The sequence below is a fragment of the Streptomyces sp. Z26 genome (assembly GCF_003665095.1).
GTDB lineage: Bacteria > Actinomycetota > Actinomycetes > Streptomycetales > Streptomycetaceae > Streptomyces > Streptomyces phytohabitans.
The window spans coordinates 5,145,547-5,162,645 of the sequence record NZ_RCHV01000002.1 but is presented as its reverse complement, the minus strand read 5'-3'; the positions used below and the strand labels follow the sequence as shown (position 1 = coordinate 5,162,645).

General features: G+C 73.4%; 16 protein-coding genes. 3 read left to right on the top strand and 13 right to left on the bottom strand.

The window, feature by feature from the left end; translation table 11 throughout:
• Positions 1-43: 43 nt before the first annotated feature.
• The 7 genes from truB to rimP form a co-directional block, all read right to left on the bottom strand.
• On the bottom strand, positions 44-991 hold the full coding sequence (truB, locus tag D7M15_RS22555; protein WP_121519160.1) for a tRNA pseudouridine(55) synthase TruB: 948 nt from the start codon (positions 989-991) through the stop codon (positions 44-46).
• Complete coding sequence (gene rbfA / locus D7M15_RS22550; RefSeq protein ID WP_121519159.1) at positions 988-1,488, bottom strand: 30S ribosome-binding factor RbfA; 501 nt, start codon at positions 1,486-1,488, stop codon at positions 988-990. Before rbfA ends, truB begins: the two co-directional genes overlap by 4 nt.
• A gap of 20 nt (positions 1,489-1,508) precedes the next feature.
• Positions 1,509-1,808, bottom strand: a complete 300-nt coding sequence (locus D7M15_RS22545) for a DUF503 domain-containing protein (protein ID WP_121519158.1) — start codon at positions 1,806-1,808, stop codon at positions 1,509-1,511.
• Between the two features lie 109 nt (positions 1,809-1,917).
• Positions 1,918-4,929: a translation initiation factor IF-2 gene (infB, locus tag D7M15_RS22540; protein ID WP_121519157.1), complete on the bottom strand. Its 3,012-nt coding sequence runs from the start codon at positions 4,927-4,929 to the stop codon at positions 1,918-1,920.
• Between the two features lie 158 nt (positions 4,930-5,087).
• The gene (locus tag D7M15_RS22535; protein ID WP_121521243.1) at positions 5,088-5,363 is read right to left on the bottom strand and encodes a YlxR family protein; all 276 of its coding nucleotides are present in this window, start codon (positions 5,361-5,363) and stop codon (positions 5,088-5,090) included.
• Positions 5,364-5,507: 144 nt separating this feature from the next.
• Positions 5,508-6,548 (bottom strand): transcription termination factor NusA, encoded by a 1,041-nt coding sequence (gene nusA, locus D7M15_RS22530; protein WP_121519156.1) that lies wholly within the window; start codon positions 6,546-6,548, stop codon positions 5,508-5,510.
• Between the two features lie 2 nt (positions 6,549-6,550).
• Positions 6,551-7,090 carry a ribosome maturation factor RimP gene (gene rimP, locus D7M15_RS22525; RefSeq protein WP_121519155.1) on the bottom strand — a complete coding sequence of 180 codons (540 nt, stop codon included), beginning with the start codon at positions 7,088-7,090 and terminating at the stop codon, positions 6,551-6,553.
• Positions 7,091-7,430: 340 nt separating this feature from the next.
• On the opposite strand from rimP, the gene D7M15_RS28265 reads away from it, so the two are divergent.
• The 3 genes from D7M15_RS28265 to D7M15_RS22510 are packed head-to-tail and all read left to right on the top strand — an operon-like array spanning position 7,431 to position 9,422.
• Entirely contained in the window at positions 7,431-7,967 is a 537-nt protein-coding gene (locus D7M15_RS28265; RefSeq protein WP_127201783.1) for a hypothetical protein, read from the top strand.
• A complete protein-coding gene (locus tag D7M15_RS22515; protein ID WP_121519153.1) occupies positions 7,964-8,455 on the top strand; it encodes a ferritin-like domain-containing protein in 492 nt (163 codons plus the stop codon). Before D7M15_RS28265 ends, D7M15_RS22515 begins: the two co-directional genes overlap by 4 nt.
• Positions 8,456-8,489: 34 nt before the next feature.
• Positions 8,490-9,422, top strand: coding sequence for an aminoglycoside phosphotransferase family protein (locus D7M15_RS22510; RefSeq protein WP_121519152.1), 933 nt, complete (start codon positions 8,490-8,492; stop codon positions 9,420-9,422).
• An 80-nt stretch (positions 9,423-9,502) separates the two neighbouring features.
• On the opposite strand, the gene D7M15_RS22505 is transcribed toward D7M15_RS22510, so the two are convergent.
• The 6 genes from D7M15_RS22505 to dxr all read right to left on the bottom strand — a co-directional run bounded on the left by D7M15_RS22505 (position 9,503) and on the right by dxr (position 16,924).
• Entirely contained in the window at positions 9,503-11,248 is a 1,746-nt protein-coding gene (locus tag D7M15_RS22505) for a proline--tRNA ligase (RefSeq protein ID WP_121519151.1), read from the bottom strand.
• A gap of 132 nt (positions 11,249-11,380) precedes the next feature.
• Positions 11,381-11,944: a GNAT family N-acetyltransferase gene (locus D7M15_RS22500; protein WP_121519150.1), complete on the bottom strand. Its 564-nt coding sequence runs from the start codon at positions 11,942-11,944 to the stop codon at positions 11,381-11,383.
• A gap of 87 nt (positions 11,945-12,031) precedes the next feature.
• Positions 12,032-12,880 (bottom strand): GNAT family N-acetyltransferase, encoded by an 849-nt coding sequence (locus D7M15_RS22495; protein WP_121519149.1) that lies wholly within the window; start codon positions 12,878-12,880, stop codon positions 12,032-12,034.
• A gap of 167 nt (positions 12,881-13,047) precedes the next feature.
• Entirely contained in the window at positions 13,048-14,208 is a 1,161-nt protein-coding gene (ispG, locus tag D7M15_RS22490) for a flavodoxin-dependent (E)-4-hydroxy-3-methylbut-2-enyl-diphosphate synthase (protein WP_121519148.1), read from the bottom strand.
• Between the two features lie 125 nt (positions 14,209-14,333).
• Positions 14,334-15,638, bottom strand: a complete 1,305-nt coding sequence (locus D7M15_RS22485) for a site-2 protease family protein (RefSeq protein ID WP_121519147.1) — start codon at positions 15,636-15,638, stop codon at positions 14,334-14,336.
• Positions 15,635-16,924, bottom strand: a complete 1,290-nt coding sequence (dxr, locus tag D7M15_RS22480) for a 1-deoxy-D-xylulose-5-phosphate reductoisomerase (protein ID WP_206337407.1) — start codon at positions 16,922-16,924, stop codon at positions 15,635-15,637. Before dxr ends, D7M15_RS22485 begins: the two co-directional genes overlap by 4 nt.
• Between the last annotated feature and the right edge of the window lie 175 nt (positions 16,925-17,099).

Sequence of the window (17,099 nt, the reverse complement as noted above, 5' to 3'; positions counted from 1 at the left end):
AAGGTGCGGGCCGAACGTCTCCGCCCCGCGCCCGTACGACCGTTCAGTCGCGCGGCGGCGCGAACACCGCCAGGCTCCGGGCCCGCCCCGCGTGCCCCTCGACCAGCGCCACGAACCGGCCGTCCGGTCCGAACGCGGCCACCGGCACGCCGTCCCCGGCCCCGGCCGCCGGACCGGTCAGCGCGATCTGCACGCCGTTGGCCAGCAGACCCGCCCGCCGGTCGTCCACGTCCCAGCGCGGGAACGCCGCCGACGCCGCGTCCGCCAGCGGCAGCAGCCCGATCGCGTCGGACCCGTCCCGCTCCGCCTGGAGCTTCTCCAACGTGCGCGCGGTGTCCAGCCCGTACGGGCCGACCCGGGTGCGCCGCAGCGCCGTCAGATGCCCGCCGACGCCGAGCCCGGCGCCCAGGTCGCGGGCGAGCGCGCGGATGTACGTACCGGAGGAGCACACCACCGAGACCAGCACGTCCAGCACGGGCGTGCCGTCCTCCGCCCGCTCCTCGTGCACGCCGTGCACCACGAACGACGAGACCGTCACCGGACGCGCCGGGATCTCGAAGTCGTCGCCGTCCCGGGCCCGTTTGTACGAGCGCTTGCCGTCGATCTTGATCGCGCTGACCTTCGACGGCACCTGCATCACGTCGCCGGTCCACTCCGCGACGCCCGCCTCGATCTGCTCCCGGGTCACCCCGGAGGCGTCCCGGGACGCGGTCGGCTCGCCCTCCGCGTCGTCGGTCAGGGTGCTCTGCCCGAGCCGTACGGTGCCGACGTACTCCTTCTCCGTCAGCGCCAGGAACCCGAGCAGCTTCGTGGCCCGCTCCACCCCCAGCACCAGCACCCCGGTGGCCATCGGGTCGAGCGTCCCCGCGTGCCCCACCCGGCGGGTACGGGCCATGCCGCGGAGCTTCGCGACCACGTCGTGGGAGGTGTGCCCGGCGGGCTTGTCGACGATGACGAGCCCGCCGGGCTCGTACGGGCTGCCGCGCTTCACTCAGCCGCGCCCCGGTCGGAGCCGCCGTCCACGTCGCCGTCCGCCTCCACGTCGGAGTCCGCGTCGGCGTCCTCGTCCGCGGGCTTGCGGTACGGGTCGGCCTCGCCCGCGTACACCGCGCCGGACGACGCCTTGCGCACCTGCTCGTCGGAGGCACGCGCGCGGGCCAGCAGGTCGTCGATCTGCCGCGCGTTGTCGGGCACCGCGTCCGCCACGAACGCCAGCGTCGGCGTGAACTTCACCCCGGCCGCCGCGCCCACCGCGGAACGCAGCATGCCCTTGGCGCTCTCCAGCCCCTGCGCGGCCTGCTGCCGCGCCTCGTCGTCGCCGTACACCGTGTAGAAGACGGTCGCCTCCCGCAGATCACCGGTGATCCGCGTGTCCGTGATCGTCACGTGCGAGCCCAACCGCGGGTCCTTGATGCCCCGTTGCAGCTTCTCCGCGACCACCTCACGGATGAGGTCAGCCAACCTCTTCGCCCGCGCATTGTCGGCCACTGGTCCGTCTCCTGTCCCGCTCACTGTTCGTCTTCGTCGCCGTGCAACCGCCGCCGTACCGACAGCAGTTCCACCTCCGGCCGCGCCGCGACGGCGCGTTCGCACCGGTCGAGCACGTCCGTCACGTGCCCCGTGTCACCCGCCACCACCGCCAGGCCGATCACGGCCCTGCGGTGCAGGTCCTGGTCGCCGACCTCCGCCGCGCTCACCGCGTACTTCCGTTGCAGCTCCGCGACGATCGGGCGGACGACCGACCGCTTCTGCTTGAGCGAACGCACGTCGCCCAGCAGCAGGTCGAAAGAGAGAGTCCCCACGTACATCCGGTGATCGTACGGGGAACGCCGGGGCCGATCGACGGAGTTTCCCTCCGCCGACCGGCCCCGTGGGACCGGCGGGCGCGGTCGTGCCGCGCCCGCCGGTCGTGCCGCGTCAGCCGCGCGGCTTCTCCCGCATCTCGTACGTCGCGATGGTGTCGTCGATCTTGATGTCGTTGTAGCTGCCGAGGTTGATACCGCCCTCGAAGCCGTCACGGATCTCGGTGACGTCGTCCTTGAAGCGCCGCAGACCCTCGATGTTGAGGTTCTCCGCGACGACCTTGCCGTCGCGCAGCAGCCGCGCCTTGGTGTTCCGGCGGACCTCTCCGGAACGGACCAGGACACCCGCGATGTTGCCGAGCTTGGACGAGCGGAAGACCTCGCGGATCTCCGCCGTGCCCAGCTCGATCTCCTCGTACTCCGGCTTGAGCATGCCCTTCAGGGCCGCCTCGATCTCCTCGATGACCTGGTAGATCACCGAGTAGTACCGGACGTCCACGCCCTCGCGGTCGGCCAGCTGCGTGGCACGCCCCTCGGCGCGCACGTTGAAGCCGATGACGATGGCGTCGGAGCCGGTCGCCAGGTCGATGTCGGTCTCGGTGACCGCACCCACGCCCCGGTGCAGGACGCGCAGGTCGACCTCCTCGCCGACGTCGAGCTGGAGCAGCGAGGACTCCAGGGCCTCGACCGAACCGGACGCGTCGCCCTTGATGATGAGGTTGAGCTGCTGCACCTGACCGGCCTTGAGCACCTTGTCCAGGTCCTCCAGCGAGACCCTGCGGGTCCGCTTGGCGAAGGCCGCGTTCCGCTCGCGGGCGGCGCGCTTCTCCGCGATCTGACGGGCCGTCCGGTCCTCGTCGACCACCAGGAAGTTGTCGCCCGCGCCCGGCACGTTGGTGAGACCGAGCACCAGGACCGGCGTCGACGGCAGGGCTTCCTTGATTTGCTCGCCCTTGTCGTCGAGCATCGCGCGCACCCGGCCGTAGGCGTCGCCCACGACCATGGTGTCGCCGACCCGCAGCGTGCCGCGCTGGACCAGCACGGTCGCCACGGCGCCGCGACCGCGGTCGAGGTGCGCCTCGATCGCGATGCCCTGCGCGTCCTGCTCCGGGTTGGCCCGCAGGTCGAGCGCGGCGTCCGCGGTGAGGACGACGGCCTCCAGCAGCGCCTCGATGTTCTCGCCCTGCCTGGCGGAGATGTCGACGAACATGGTGTCGCCGCCGTACTCCTCGGCCACCAGCCCGAACTCGGTCAGCTGACCGCGGACCTTGGTCGGGTCCGCGCCCTCGACGTCGATCTTGTTGACCGCGACGACGATCGGCACGTCGGCGGCCTTGGCGTGGTTCAGCGCCTCCACCGTCTGCGGCATGACGCCGTCGTTGGCGGCGACGACGAGGATCGCGATGTCCGTCGACTTGGCACCACGGGCACGCATGGCGGTGAACGCCTCGTGGCCCGGGGTGTCGATGAACGTGATCTTGCGTTCCTGGCCGTTCACCGACGTCGACGCCTGGTACGCGCCGATGTGCTGGGTGATGCCGCCGGCCTCGCCCTCGATGACGTTGGTCTTGCGGATCGCGTCCAGCAGACGCGTCTTGCCGTGGTCGACGTGACCCATGACGGTCACGACCGGCGGACGCGGCATGAGCGCCTGCTCACCGCCCTCGTCCTCACCGAACTCGATGTCGAAGGACCCGAGCAGCTCGCGGTCCTCCTCCTCCGGGCTGACGATCTGGACGACGTAGTTCATCTCCTCGCCGAGGAGGTTCAGCGTCTCGTCCGGCACCGACTGGGTCGCGGTGACCATCTCGCCCAGGTTCAGCATGACCTGCACGAGGGACGCCGGGTTCGCGTTGATCTTCTCCGCGAAGTCCGTGAGGGACGCACCGCGCGACAGCCGGACGGTCTCGCCCTTGCCGCGCGGCAGCATCACGCCGCCCACCGACGGCGCCTGCATCTGCTCGTACTCCTGGCGGCGCTGCCGCTTGGACTTGCGCCCACGGCGAGCCGGACCGCCGGGACGGCCGAACGCGCCCTGCGTGCCACCGCGGCCACCGGGACCGCCGGGACGGCCCGCGAAACCGGGACGGCCACCGCCGCCGGGACGACCGGCGAAACCGCCGCCACCACCGGGACGGCCACCGCCGCCACCACCGGGACCGCCGGGGCGACCGGCGAAGCCGCCGCCACCGCCGCCGGGACGACCGCCACCGGCACCGCCGGGACGTGCGCCGCCACCGCCGCCGGGACCGCCGCGGCCGGGACCGCCCGGACGGGCACCCGCGGCCGGACGCTGCGGCATCATGCCCGGGTTGGGGCGGTTGCCGCCGCCGGGACGGGGACCGCCCTGGCTGGGAGCGCCCTGCGGGCGCGGCATGTTGCCCGGGGTGGCGCGACCGCCACCCGGAGCCTGCGGACGGGGTCCGCCGCCCTGGCCCTGGCCGGGCTGCGGCGGACGGCCGCCACCGGGCTTCGGCGCGCCGCCGGGACGGGGCGCCTGCGGGCGCGCCATGCCGGTCGAACCGCCGGACGTGAACGGGTTGTTGCCCGGACGCGGGCCGGTCGGACGGCCGCCGCCCGGCTTCGGTGCCTGCTGGCCGCCGCCCTGGCCGCCGGGCTTGGCGCCCGGGGCGGGACGGGGCGCACCCGGCTTGGGCGCGCCGGGCCGCGGCGTCGCCGCGGGCGGCGCCGTGAACTCGGGCTTCGCCGGTGCCGCGGGCTGCGCGGGCGCCGGCTTCGGCGCGGGCGCCTTCGGCCCGGGGCGCGGTGCCGCGGGCGCCTCCTGCTGGGGCGCCTCGGCCGCGGGCGCGGGGGCCTGCGGCTCGGGCCGCACCGGGGGCTGCCCCGGCTTCGGGACGCCCGGCTTGGGCGCACCCGGCTTGGGTGCCGCGCTCGCGCCCGGCTTGGGCGCCGCGGGCTTCTTCGGTGCCGCGGGCTTCGCGGCGGACTTCTTGGCGGCGCCGCCGCTGCCCGCGTCGAACGCGTCGGTCAGCTTGCGGACCACGGGCGCCTCGATGGTCGAGGACGCCGAACGGACGAATTCACCAAGTTCTTGGAGCTTGGCCATGACGACCTTGCTCTCCACCCCAAGCTCCTTGGCGAGCTCGTATACCCGGACCTTAGCCACTTCGCTCCTTTACGGTCCGGGGTTGGGTGTCCGCCGGACCTTCGCTACTTGTGCATGGGCGTACTCATCGCGTACTCATCGAGTGCTCATCGCAATCTCGACCTACTTCCGACTCGCGAGGTACCAGAACCCGTGCGGGAACCCCGCACCGGTCTCTCTTACGGTGTCACCTGCGGTGAGGTCTGCAGCTCCGCGGTTTCGAGCGTGCCCGGGGCCCGGAAGGCCCTCTGGAACGCCCGGCGGCGGACCGCCAGATCGACACAGGTCTGTGCAGGGTGCACGTACGCACCCCGGCCAGGCAGCGTACCGCGAAGATCGGGAACACACCGGCTCTCGATCAACACCACACGCAGCAGGTCACGTTTCGCCGAACGCTCCCGGCACCCCACACACGTTCGTTCGGGGCATGCACGGGCACGCGTCCGGTCAGACATCCTCAAGTCTACCTCCCCGCGGCCGTCCGACTCCCCCAGGGGTCCGGCCGCCGCCACTGGCCGAGCGCCCGCCCGCGTGCTCCCGAACGGGCGGGAGCGGACCGCGCGGGCGGGCGCCCGTACGATCCGCTCCCGGCACCCGGCTCAGGGCTGCTCGGCCGTACGCTCCCGGTCCCGCTCGCCCCGCTCGCCGTCCGGTGCCGCGCCGTCCGCCGCCGTGTCCGGGCGGATGTCGATGCGCCAGCCGGTCAGCCGGGCGGCGAGGCGGGCGTTCTGCCCCTCCTTGCCGATGGCGAGCGAGAGTTGGTAGTCCGGGACGATGACGCGCGCCGAACGGGCCGCCATGTCCACGATCTCGACCTTGCTGACCCGGGCCGGGGACAGGGCGTTGGCCACCAGGTCGGCCGGGTCCTCGGACCAGTCGACGATGTCGATCTTCTCGCCGTGCAGCTCCGCCATCACGTTCCGCACCCGGCCGCCCATGGGGCCGATGCAGGCGCCCTTGGCGTTCAGGCCGGACCGCGTGGAGCGTACGGCGATCTTCGTACGGTGCCCGGCCTCGCGCGCGATGGCGGCGATCTCCACCGAACCGTCGGCGATCTCCGGGACCTCCAGCTCGAACAGCTTCTTCACCAGGCTGGGGTGCGTACGGGACAGCGTCACGGACGGGCCGCGCACGCCCTTGGCGACCCGCACCACGTACGTCCGCAGCCGGGTGCCGTGCGCGTAGTCCTCACCGGGCACCTGCTCCTGCGGCGGGAGGATGGCCTCCAGCTTGCCGATGTCGACCAGCACGCTGCGCGGGTCCTTGCCCTGCTGCACCACCCCGGCGACGATGTCGCCCTCGCGGCCCGCGTACTCGCCGAAGGTGACCTCCTCCTCGGCGTCCCGCAGCCGCTGGAGGATGACCTGCTTCGCCGTGGTGGCAGCGATGCGCCCGAAGCCGCTGGGCGTGTCGTCGAACTCGCGCGGCTCCGCGCCCTCCTCCAGGTCGTCCGGGCTCTCCTTCGCGTGCACGGTCACGTGCCCGGTCTTGCGGTCCAGCTCCACGCGCGCGTCGCGGTGGCTTCCCTCGGTGCGGTGGTACGCGATGAGGAGGGCCGACTCGATCGCCTCGACCAGCAGGTCGAAGGAGATCTCCTTCTCCCGGACCAGTCCCCGCAGGGCACTCATGTCGATGTCCACGGCTACGCCTCCTCCTGGCTCTCGTCGTGATCCGCCGCGGACACGTCGTCCGCACGCTGCTCCGCGGCCTTGCGGTTGAACTCGATCTCGACGCGCGCCCCGGCGACCTCGTCCCAGGCGAGACGCCGGTGCGTCGGCTTCCGCCCCTTCACGCCGGGCACCTCGACGTCCAGCCCGTCGTCGTCCACGGCGGTGAGCCGGGCGACCAGCTCCCCGCCCTCGCTCAGCCGCGCCTTGACCAGGCGGCCGACGGCGCGCTCGTAGTGGCGGCGCTCGGTGAGCGGACGGTCGACGCCGGGCGAGGTGACCTCCAGGACGTACGGTGCGCCGCCCATGGCGTCCGAGTCGTCCAGCACCTGGGAGAAGCCGCGGCTCAACTCGGCGCACAGGTCGAGTTCGACGCCGTCCGCAGAGTCGACGACGACGCGCAGCACGCGCCGTTTCCCGGCGGGGGTCACGGTGATCTCTTCGAGATCCAGTCCCCTCTCGCCGACGAGTGGCTCCAGCAGTCCGCGAAGCCTCTCGCTCTGGGTGGTGCTCATCCGGGTGACTCCTCGGCCGCGTGTGCTGTTGTAGGGAACGTCGCGTGTCGAGGTCAAAGCCTAGCGCCTGCGGGGTGCGACGCCGACCGCGAACGGCGGGGCCGCCCCCGGCGCGCGCGGTCGGCGCGCCCGGGGAGCCGCCGGTCCGCCGCGTTGCGCCGCTGGAGTGCGCCGCGGGCGCGCCGGAGGCGGCCCGACGGCTAAGCGGGAAATCACACAGGTACCCTCACCTGGCGTGACGGCCGCTGCCGGGCCGTGCGCCGAGCCACCCGACCGGGACCGACCGGGACCCCCACCCTTCCCCGCACGGGGACGCGCCACTGCTCAGGGAGTGCAGACCATGCCGCTCACGCCTCCGCGCGACGCCGCGCGGCCCCGACGGAGATCGCTGCTGGCGGGGGCCGTGTGCGCCGTCGGTGCCACGGGGCTGACCGGCGCCTGCTCCGACGACGGCGACGCCTCGGGACACGAACGGTCCGACGGCGCGCGGAAGTTGCGGCGGGCGGCCGCCCGGGACAGCGTGGAGCTGCTGGCGCTGTACGACCGTACGGCCGCCGCCCACCCCGACCTGGCCGACCGGCTGGAGCCGCTGCGCGCGGAGGTCGTACGGCACGTCGGGGAGCTGGACGGTCCGGAGCGCCCGGAGAGCGCGCCGCCGGGCCGTGACGGTGACGCGAAGAACCCGGCGGCCGGTCGGGGCGGCGTACCGGACGACCGCGGGGAGGCGCTGGCCGCCGTGGCCGCCGCCGAACGCCGTACGGCCGACGCGCGCACCCGCGCGCTCGCCGCCGCGCCGCCCGAGCTGGCCCGGCTGCTGGCCTCCGTGGCCGCTTCCGGCGCTGTGCACGCGTACCTGCTGACGGGGAGCGGTTCATGACCGACGGGGAGCTGGCGGACGGCGAACTGGCCGCGGTGCAGGCGGCGTTGGCCGCCGAGCACGCCGCCGTGTACGGCTACGGCGTCGTCGGCGGGCGCGTCGAGGACGGCCGCCAGGACGAGGCGCGCGCGGCGTACGACGCGCACCGCGCGCGGCGGGACGCCCTGTGGCGCTCCGTACGGGACCTGGGCGACACCCCGGAACCGGCGGCCGCCGCGTACGCGCTGCCGTTCGGCGTCCCGGACGGCCCGGCCGCCGTACGGCTCGCGGCCGAGCTGGAGGACCGGGTCGCCGCGGTCTACGCGGACCTGGTGCGGGCGAGCGGGGGCGACCGGCGGCGGGAGGCGGCGGGCGCGCTGCGGGAGGCGGCGGTCCGGGCGGCGCGGTGGCGCGGGGGCGGCGTAGCCTTCCCTGGGCTCACCGAACGCTCCGCGCAGGCGCGACCGAGCACCTCGGGCTCGCCGGACGTTCGGCCCCGGACGCTCTGACCGCATCCCGCCCGATCGGAAAGGCCCGTACGGCATGCCCTCCGCCCCGCACCCCGACCCTCCGCAGCGGCTGGCACGCGCGCTGGAGGGGCATCCCGAACCGGCCGTCGCCGCGCGCTGGCTGGCGGAACTGCCGGAGCTGCGGGAACGGGCCCTGGCGCACTGGGGGTTGACGGCGGAGCGGGTGGTGTCGCCGGGTGGGCGCGGCAGCCTCGTGGTGCTCGTACGGCGGGCGGACGGCACGCCCGCCGCGCTGAAGCTGGCGACGCCGGTCGGGGGCACCGCGCGGGAGGCCGCGGCCCGGGAGGCGGCGGCGCTGGCGCACTGGGACGGGCGGGGCGCCGTACGGCTGCTGGACGCGCGGCCCGACGACGGCGCGCTGCTGCTGGAACGGCTGCACGGGGAGGTGTCCCTGCGCTCGCTGGCGGAGGCGAAGGCCACGCTGGAGGCCACATCGGCGCTGCGGCGGCTGTGGGTGGCGCCACCGGAGGGGCACGCGTTCGAGACCGTGGAGAAGCACACCGCCGCCGGTGCGGAGCGGGTGCGCGCGGGAGCCGACGCCGACGTACGCCCGCTGGTGGACGAGGCGTTGGCGGCGCGCGCGGCGCTCGTGGCGGACCCGGCGGAGGCCGTGCTGCTGCACGGGGACTTCCGCCAGGGCGCCGTACTCGCGTCCGACACGGGGCGTACGCCGTGGCTGGCGGCGGGGCCCGAACCGCTCGTGGGTGAGCGGGCGTACGACCTGGCGCGGCTGGCGCGCGACCGGCTGCACGACCTGATGGCGTCCGGCGGCGCCGCCGCGATCGCCCGGCGGCGGCTCGGCAAGCTGGCCGACGCGCTCGACGTGGACCGGGAGCGGCTGCGCGGCTGGACGCGCTACCGGGCGGTGGAGTCGGGCGTACGGCATCTCGCGCGGGGGCGGCGGGCGGAGGGCGAGGCGCTGCTGGAGTTCGCCGGGTGGCTGTGACCCGGCGGCCGTGACCCGGCGACCCGTGCCCCGGGTGGGGCGCGGGGTACGGGCGGCGCGCGCCCGTACCCCTCCGCGGCTCACTCCGCGGCGGCCCCGGCGCCCTCCGGCGCGGCCACCAGCGCGGTGAGGCGAGCGACCGCCTCGTCCACGGTCAGCTCCTCGCGCTCGCCCGTACGGCGGTCCTTCAGCTCGACCAGCCCGTCCTTCGCGCCGCGCCCGACGACCAGGATGGTGGGCACGCCGATCAGTTCCGCGTCGGTGAACTTCACACCCGGCGACACCCCGGCGCGGTCGTCCACGAGGACGCGTACGTCCGCGGCGCCGAGCCGTTCCGACACCTCCAGCGCCAGCTCCGTCTGCGTCGCCTTGCCCGCCGCGACGACGTGCACGTCCGCGGGCGCCACCTCGCGCGGCCAGCACAGGCCCTGCTCGTCGGAGGTCTGCTCCGCGAGCGCGGCGACGGCGCGGGTGACGCCGATGCCGTACGAGCCCATGGTGACGCGTACGGGCTTGCCGTCCTGCCCGAGGACGTCCAGCTCGAAGGTGTCGGCGTACTTCCGGCCGAGCTGGAAGATGTGGCCGATCTCGATCGCGCGGTCCAGCTGGAGGCCGGTGCCGCAGCGGGGGCAGGGGTCGCCGGGGACGACGACGGCGACGTCCAGGTACTGGTCGACCTCGAAGTCGCGGCCGCAGACGACGTTGCGGGCGTGCGTGTCCGGCTTGTTGGCGCCGGTGACCCAGGAGGTGCCGGGGGCGACGCGGGGGTCCGCGAGGTAGCGGAACGCCTTGCCCGCCATGCCGCCCTGCGGGCCGACGTAGCCGCGTACGAGGTCGGGACGGCCGGTGAAGTCCTCGGCGGTCACCAACTCGACCTCGGCCGGGGCGAGATGCTCGCCGAGCTTGCCGAGGTCGACCTCGCGGTCACCGGGCACGGCGACGGCGGTGATCTCCCCGTCGACCTTGACCAGCAGGTTCTTCAGCGTGGCCGAGGCGGGCACGCCGAGGTGCTCGGCCAGCGACTCGATGGTCGGGGTGTCCGGGGTGTCCAGCTCCTCGACCGGGGGGTGGCCGGAGGGGTCGACGGCGGGCACGGTGACGGTGACGGCCTCGGTGTTGGCGGCGTAGTCGCAGTTCGGGCAGTTCGCGAAGGTGTCCTCACCGGCGGCGGCGGGCGCGAGGAACTCCTCCGACGCGGAGCCGCCCATCGCGCCGGACACGGCCGACACGATGCGGTAGTCGAGGCCGAGCCGCTGGAAGATCCGCTGGTACGCGCCCCGGTGCAGCGCGTACGAGGCGGCCAGCGCATCGTCGCTCACGTCGAAGGAGTACGAGTCCTTCATCGTGAACTCGCGCCCCCGCAGGATGCCGGAACGCGGCCGGGCCTCGTCGCGGTACTTGATCTGGATCTGGTAGATCCGCACCGGCAGGTCCTTGTACGAGGAGCACTGGTCCTTGACGACCTGCGTGAAGATCTCCTCGTGCGTGGGCCCGAGGAGGTAGTCGGCGCCCTTGCGGTCCTGGAGGCGGAACAGCAGCGGGCCGTACTCCTCGTAGCGCCCCGACTGCTCGTACGGCTCCTTCGGCAGCAGCGCGGGCAGCAGCACCTCCTGACCGCCGATCGCGTCCATCTCCTCGCGGACGACGCGCGTGACGTTCTCCAGGACCCGCTTGCCGAGCGGCAGCCAGGTCCAGATGCCGGCGGCGGTGCGGCGGACGTAACCGGCGCGCACGAGCAGCTTGTGGTTGATCGTCTCGGCGTCGGCCGGGTCGTCGCGCAGCGTCTTCAGCATCGACCGGGACAAGCGCTGGACACGGGCTGCCATGGGGATCTCCTGCGAGCGGATTGCGTTGAGGGGAAAGCTGAGACGAAACGATATCCGCTGACGTTCAGGTCGCGAAAACGCGTTCTCCGCGCCCACGCGGGGACTTCGCTCCCCCGCCGCGGGCCGCGCGGGTCACCGCAGGGGCAGCCACGCGCCCATCACCGCGTACGGGCTGGGGGCGGAGGGGAAGCGTACGCGGCGGGCGAGGTCGTGGTAGCCGAGCGAGCGGTAGAGGGCGCGGGCGGGGCTCTCCCGGTCGAGGGCGGAGAGCAGCGAACGCGGCTCGGTCGCCGCGGACACCAGCTCCGTGATCAGCCGCCGCCCGACGCCGCGGTGCTGGAAGGCCGGGTGCACGTGCAGCTCGGTGACGACGAACGAGTCGCTGAGCCAGCCGTCGTTGCCCTCCTGCCGCAGGTACGGCTGGACGACGGTGGACCACCACTGCGTGCGGTCGTTGGGCATCCCGTACACGAAGCCCACCAGCCGCCCCTCCTGCGTCGTCGCGCCGAGCGCGCGCGTCGACGGGGCGGCGAAGTGCCGCAGCACGATGTGGTGGCGGACGGCGATCTCGTCGTCCGTCAGCCCGAAGGCGAGCGCCTGGACGGCGAGGGCGTCGTCCACCCGCGCGGCGAGATCGAGCGGGCCGACGGTGATCTCCCGGGGGTCCGGGGCGTGGTGCCCGGAGAATGGCCTCATGGCGGGGAGGCTACTAAAGGCGGCCCGTACGCGACCCGTCGCGGCGGCTTCCGACCGGACGCGGGAAGAGGGCTCGGGAACCGGGCGCTAGAACAGGACGCTCATGAACGCGCCGTTCTCCCGGAAGCCGACCCTGCGGTAGGCGGCGCGGGCGGCGGTGTTGAAGTCGTTCACGTAGAGGCTGGCGACGGGCGAGAACTCGCGCAGCGCGTACCGCAGCACGGCGGCCATCCCCGTCACCGACAGGCCCTCGCCGCGCCGGTCGGGGGCGACCCAGACGCCCTGGATCTGGCAGGCGTACGGGGTGGCGGCGCCGATCTCCGCCTTGAAGACGACACGGCCGTCCTCGACCCGGGCGAACGAGCGCCCCGCGCCGACCATTTCGGCGACCCGCGCCTGGTAGATCAGCCCGCCGTCGCCCGCCAGCGGCGACACCCCGACCTCCTCGGTGAACATCGCGACGCAGGCGGGCATCACGAGGTCCATCTCGTCCTTGCGCACCCGGCGCACCGCCGGGTCCGGGGTGACGTCCGCCGGGGCCGTGCGGTCGGTGACCATCAGCGGCTGGCAGGCGCGTACGTCACGGGCGGGGCCCCAGTACGGCTCCAGCAGGGACCACAGCCCGGCCGTCGGACCGGCCGGGCCGACGATGGACGAGCAGCGGCGGCCCTGGCGGCGGGCCCGGTCGGCGAAGGAGCGTATGGCCTCGGGACCGGCGCAGAGGGGCACCAGGTTGGCGCCCGCGTAGCAGAGGGACTCCAGACGGCCGTGGTCGTACCAGCCCCACATCTCGCCGCCCAGGCGCCAGGGGTCGAGCCCGGCGTCCTGCACGCGGGCGGCGACGAAGGCGTTGTTGACCGGCTCGCGGCGCAACACGTCGAGAGTCGCCTCGAGTTCGCCGGAATCGAGGACCTTGGTGGTGGGAGTCGTCAACACGTGCTGGCTGCCTCGCGGTGCTGTCCGTGGGCGTGGGAACGATCTCCCCGCACTGTACCTCCGGCGCGCCCGCCCCGCTGCCGTACGCCCGCGCGCACGGGGGCGGCGGGGGCGCACGGCGCGGACGTACGGGACGTGCGGGCGGACGCGCCGGGAGCGTACGGGCGTTACTCGCCCGCCGCCGTGACGACGGGCTGGCCGGAGGCGACGCCGTCCCGCTCCATCTGCTCCGCGATCTTCATGGCCTCGTCGATCAGCGTCTCGACGATCTTCGACTCGGGAACGGTCTTGATGACCTCGCCCTTGACGAAGATCTGGCCCTTGCCGTTGCCGGAGGCGACCCCGAGGTCGGCCTCGCGGGCCTCGCCGGGACCGTTCACGACACAGCCCATGACGGCCACGCGCAGCGGGACCTCCATGCCGTCGAGCCCGGCGGTGACCTCCTCGGCCAGCTTGTACACGTCGACCTGGGCGCGGCCGCAGGACGGGCAGGAGACGATCTCCAGGCGCCGCTCGCGCAGTCCGAGGGACTCCAGGATCTGCATGCCGACCTTGCACTCCTCGGCGGGCGGCGCGGAGAGGGAGACCCGGATGGTGTCACCGATGCCCTCGGACAGCAGCGCGCCGAAGGCGACGGCCGACTTGATGGTGCCCTGGAACGCGGGGCCCGCCTCGGTCACGCCGAGGTGCAGCGGGTAGTCGCACCGGGCGGCCAGCTGCCGGTAGGCGTTGACCATGACCACGGGGTCGTTGTGCTTGACCGAGATCTTGATGTCCTGGAAGCCGTGCTCCTCGAAGAGCGAGCACTCCCACAGCGCCGACTCCACCAGCGCCTCCGGGGTGGCCTTCCCGTACTTCTGGAGCAGCCGCTTGTCGAGCGAACCGGCGTTGACCCCGATCCGGATGGGGGTCCCGGCCGCGGACGCCGCCGTGGCGATCTCCTTGACCTTGTCGTCGAACTGCTTGATGTTGCCCGGGTTCACCCGCACCGCCGCGCAGCCCGCGTCGATCGCCGCGAAGACGTAGCGGGGCTGGAAGTGGATGTCCGCGATGACGGGGATCTGCGACTTCTTCGCGATCGTCGCGAGCGCGTCGGCGTCGTCCTGCGTGGGGCAGGCCACCCGTACGATCTGGCAGCCGGACGCGGTGAGTTCGGCGATCTGCTGGAGCGTGGCGCCGACGTCCGCGGTCTGCGTCGTCGTCATCGACTGCACGGAGACCGGCGCGTCACCACCGACGGCCACGGCGCCGACCTGGATCTGCCGGCTCTTGCGGCGCTCCGCGAGCTTGATCGGTACGGACGGCATTCCGAGCGAAATCGCTGTCATCGTGCGTGCAACCCCATGGTGTGAATCGAGGTCCCGAGATCGACGGGCTCCAGCGACGAGAGTACGCCACGGGCACGGGGCCGATGTCGCACTCCACCGACCCCGGAGGAGTGCGACATTCGGGGTCAACCCGTCAGTCGTACGGGGTTCACCACGTCGGCCACCAGGACCAGCAGCGTGAAGCAGACGAACACTCCCGCCACCACGTATGCGACCGGCATCAGCCGCGCCACGTCGAACGGTCCCGGGTCGGGGCGGCGCAGGACGCGCGCCACCTGGCGGCGCAGCGACTCCCACAGGGCGCCCGCCATGTGGCCGCCGTCGAGGGGCAGCAGCGGGAGCATGTTGAAGAGGAACAGCGACAGGTTGAAGCCCGCGACCAGGAACAGCATCGTCGCGACGCGCTGCTCCGGCGGGATGTCCAGCGAGAAGACCTCGCCGCCGACCCGCGCGGCGCCGACGACACCCATCGGGGAGTCCTGCTCGCGCTCGGCGTTGCCGAGGGCGGCGTCCCACAACTCCGGGATCTTGGACGGCAGATCGATCAGCGCCTCGACGCCGGAGACCATCATGTCGCCCATGCGGTCGACGGCCTGCGGGAACGACTGCTCCACGATGCCGCTGGCCGGGGTGAAGCCGAGGAAGCCGGTGGTGACGTACTCGCCCTCGACGTAGCCGCCGCGGCCGTCGAACTTCGCGACCTGGTTCTCGACCAGGTCCGCGTGGAGCGTCCGGCGCTGCCCGTCCCGTTCGACGGTGAGGGTGGCCGGGCCGATGGTGTCGCGGATGTCGGCCTGCAGCTCGTCCCACTCCTCGACGGGGTGGCCGTTGAACGCGACGATCTCGTCCCCGGGCTTCATGCCCGCGGCCTTGGCCGGTGAGTCCTTGGCGCCGTCGGTGCACTTGTCGGTGCGGGCGGACGCCTGGATGACGCACTCGGAGACGCTGGAGACGGTGGTGGTGGTCGTGTTGACGCCGAACGTCAGCAGCACGCCGAGGAAGATCACGACGGCCAGCACCAGGTTCATGAACGGACCGGCGAACATCACGATCAGCCGCTTCCACGGCTTCCGCGTGTAGAACAGCCGCTTCTCGTCGCCGGGTTGCAGCTCCTCGAACGCGGCGGCGCGCGCGTCCTCGATCATGCCGCGGAACGGCGACGTGGAACGCTGCCGCAGTGCCCCGTCCTCACCGGGCGGGAACATGCCGATCATGCGGATGTAGCCGCCGAGGGGCACCGCCTTCACGCCGTACTCGGTGTCGCCGCGGCGTCGGGAGAAGATCGTCGGGCCGAAGCCCACCATGTACTGCGGCACCCGGATGCCGAACATCTTCGCGGTGGAGAGGTGCCCCAGCTCGTGCCAGGCGATGGAGAACAGCAGGCCCACGACGAATACGACTATGCCGAGGATGGTCATGAACGTCGTCATGCGCGCGCCTCCACTACGGCCCGGGCCGCCAGCTCACGGGCGCGGGTGCGCGCCCATCCCTCGGCGGCCAGGACATCGTCCAGGGTCAGGCCGGTTCCCGCGGCGGAGTCCGTCGCCGTGCGCTCCGCGGTGTGTTCGCCGACCACAGCGGAGACCGTATCGACAATTCCTGTGAACGGCAGTCTCCCGGCGAGGAAGGAGTCGACGCACTCCTCGTTCGCCGCGTTGAAGACGGCGGGCGCGGTGCCGCCCAGCGCCCCCACGTGGCACGCGAGCGGTACGGACGGGAACGCCTCCTCGTCCAGCGGGTGGAAGTCCCACGACATGGACCGCGTCCAGTCGAAGACCGGCCCGGCGTCGGGTACCCGGCGCGGCCAGCCCAGCGCCAGCGCGATGGGCAGCCGCATGTCGGGCGGGCCGCACTGGGCGAGCGTCGAGCCGTCGGTGAACTCCACCATCGAGTGGATCGCGGACTGCGGGTGGACGACGACCTGGATGCGGTCGAAGGGGATGTCGTAGAGCAGGTGGGCCTCGATGACCTCCAGGCCCTTGTTGACCAGGGTCGCGGAGTTGACCGTGATCACCGGGCCCATGGCCCAGGTGGGGTGGGCGAGCGCCTCCTGCGGGGTGACACCGGCCAGCTGCGCGCGCGTACGACCGCGGAACGGGCCGCCCGAGGCGGTGACCAGCAGCTTGCGCACCTCCCGGCGGGCGCCGCCCATCAGCGCCTGGAACAGCGCGGAGTGCTCGGAGTCCACGGGCACGATCTGGCCCGGCGCGGCCAGCTCGCGGACCAGCGGGCCGCCGACGATCAGCGACTCCTTGTTGGCGAGCGCCAGCAGTCGGCCCGCCCGGAGCGCGGCGAGGGTGGGGGCGAGGCCGATGGAACCGGTGATGCCGTTGAGCACGGTGTGGCACTCGGAGGCGGCCAGTTCGGTGGCGGCGTCCGGCCCGGCCAGCACCTCCGGCACGGGCTCGCCCGCGCCGTACTCCGCGCGCAGCGCCTGCCGCAGCTCCACCGCCTTGTCCTCGCGGGCGACCGCGACCGTACGCACCTGGAGCCGGTGCGCCTGCCCGGCCAGCAGTCCGACCCTGCCGCCCGCCGCGGACAGCCCGGTCACCCGGAAGCGGCCGGGGTTGTTCAGCACCACGTCCACGGCCTGGGTGCCGATGGAACCGGTGGAGCCGAGGATCACGATGTCGCGCGGCCCGTCGGGGCCCCCCGGGCCGTCGGGGTCGGCACCGGCCGGGTACCGCGTGTGCGGGTCAGCGAGGGAGTCGGTCATGCTCCCATTGTGTCTGGTCCGGGACGAGGCGTGTTCAGCGGTCCGGCCGAGGAGTCGGCGCGCGCCACGCCCCGCGCGGGGCCGTACGGCGGGGGCACCGGGGCGGTCCGTGGGCGCCGGTCCGCACGTGTCGGTCCGCACGTGTCGGTCCGCACGTGTCGTCCGTACGGTCGGC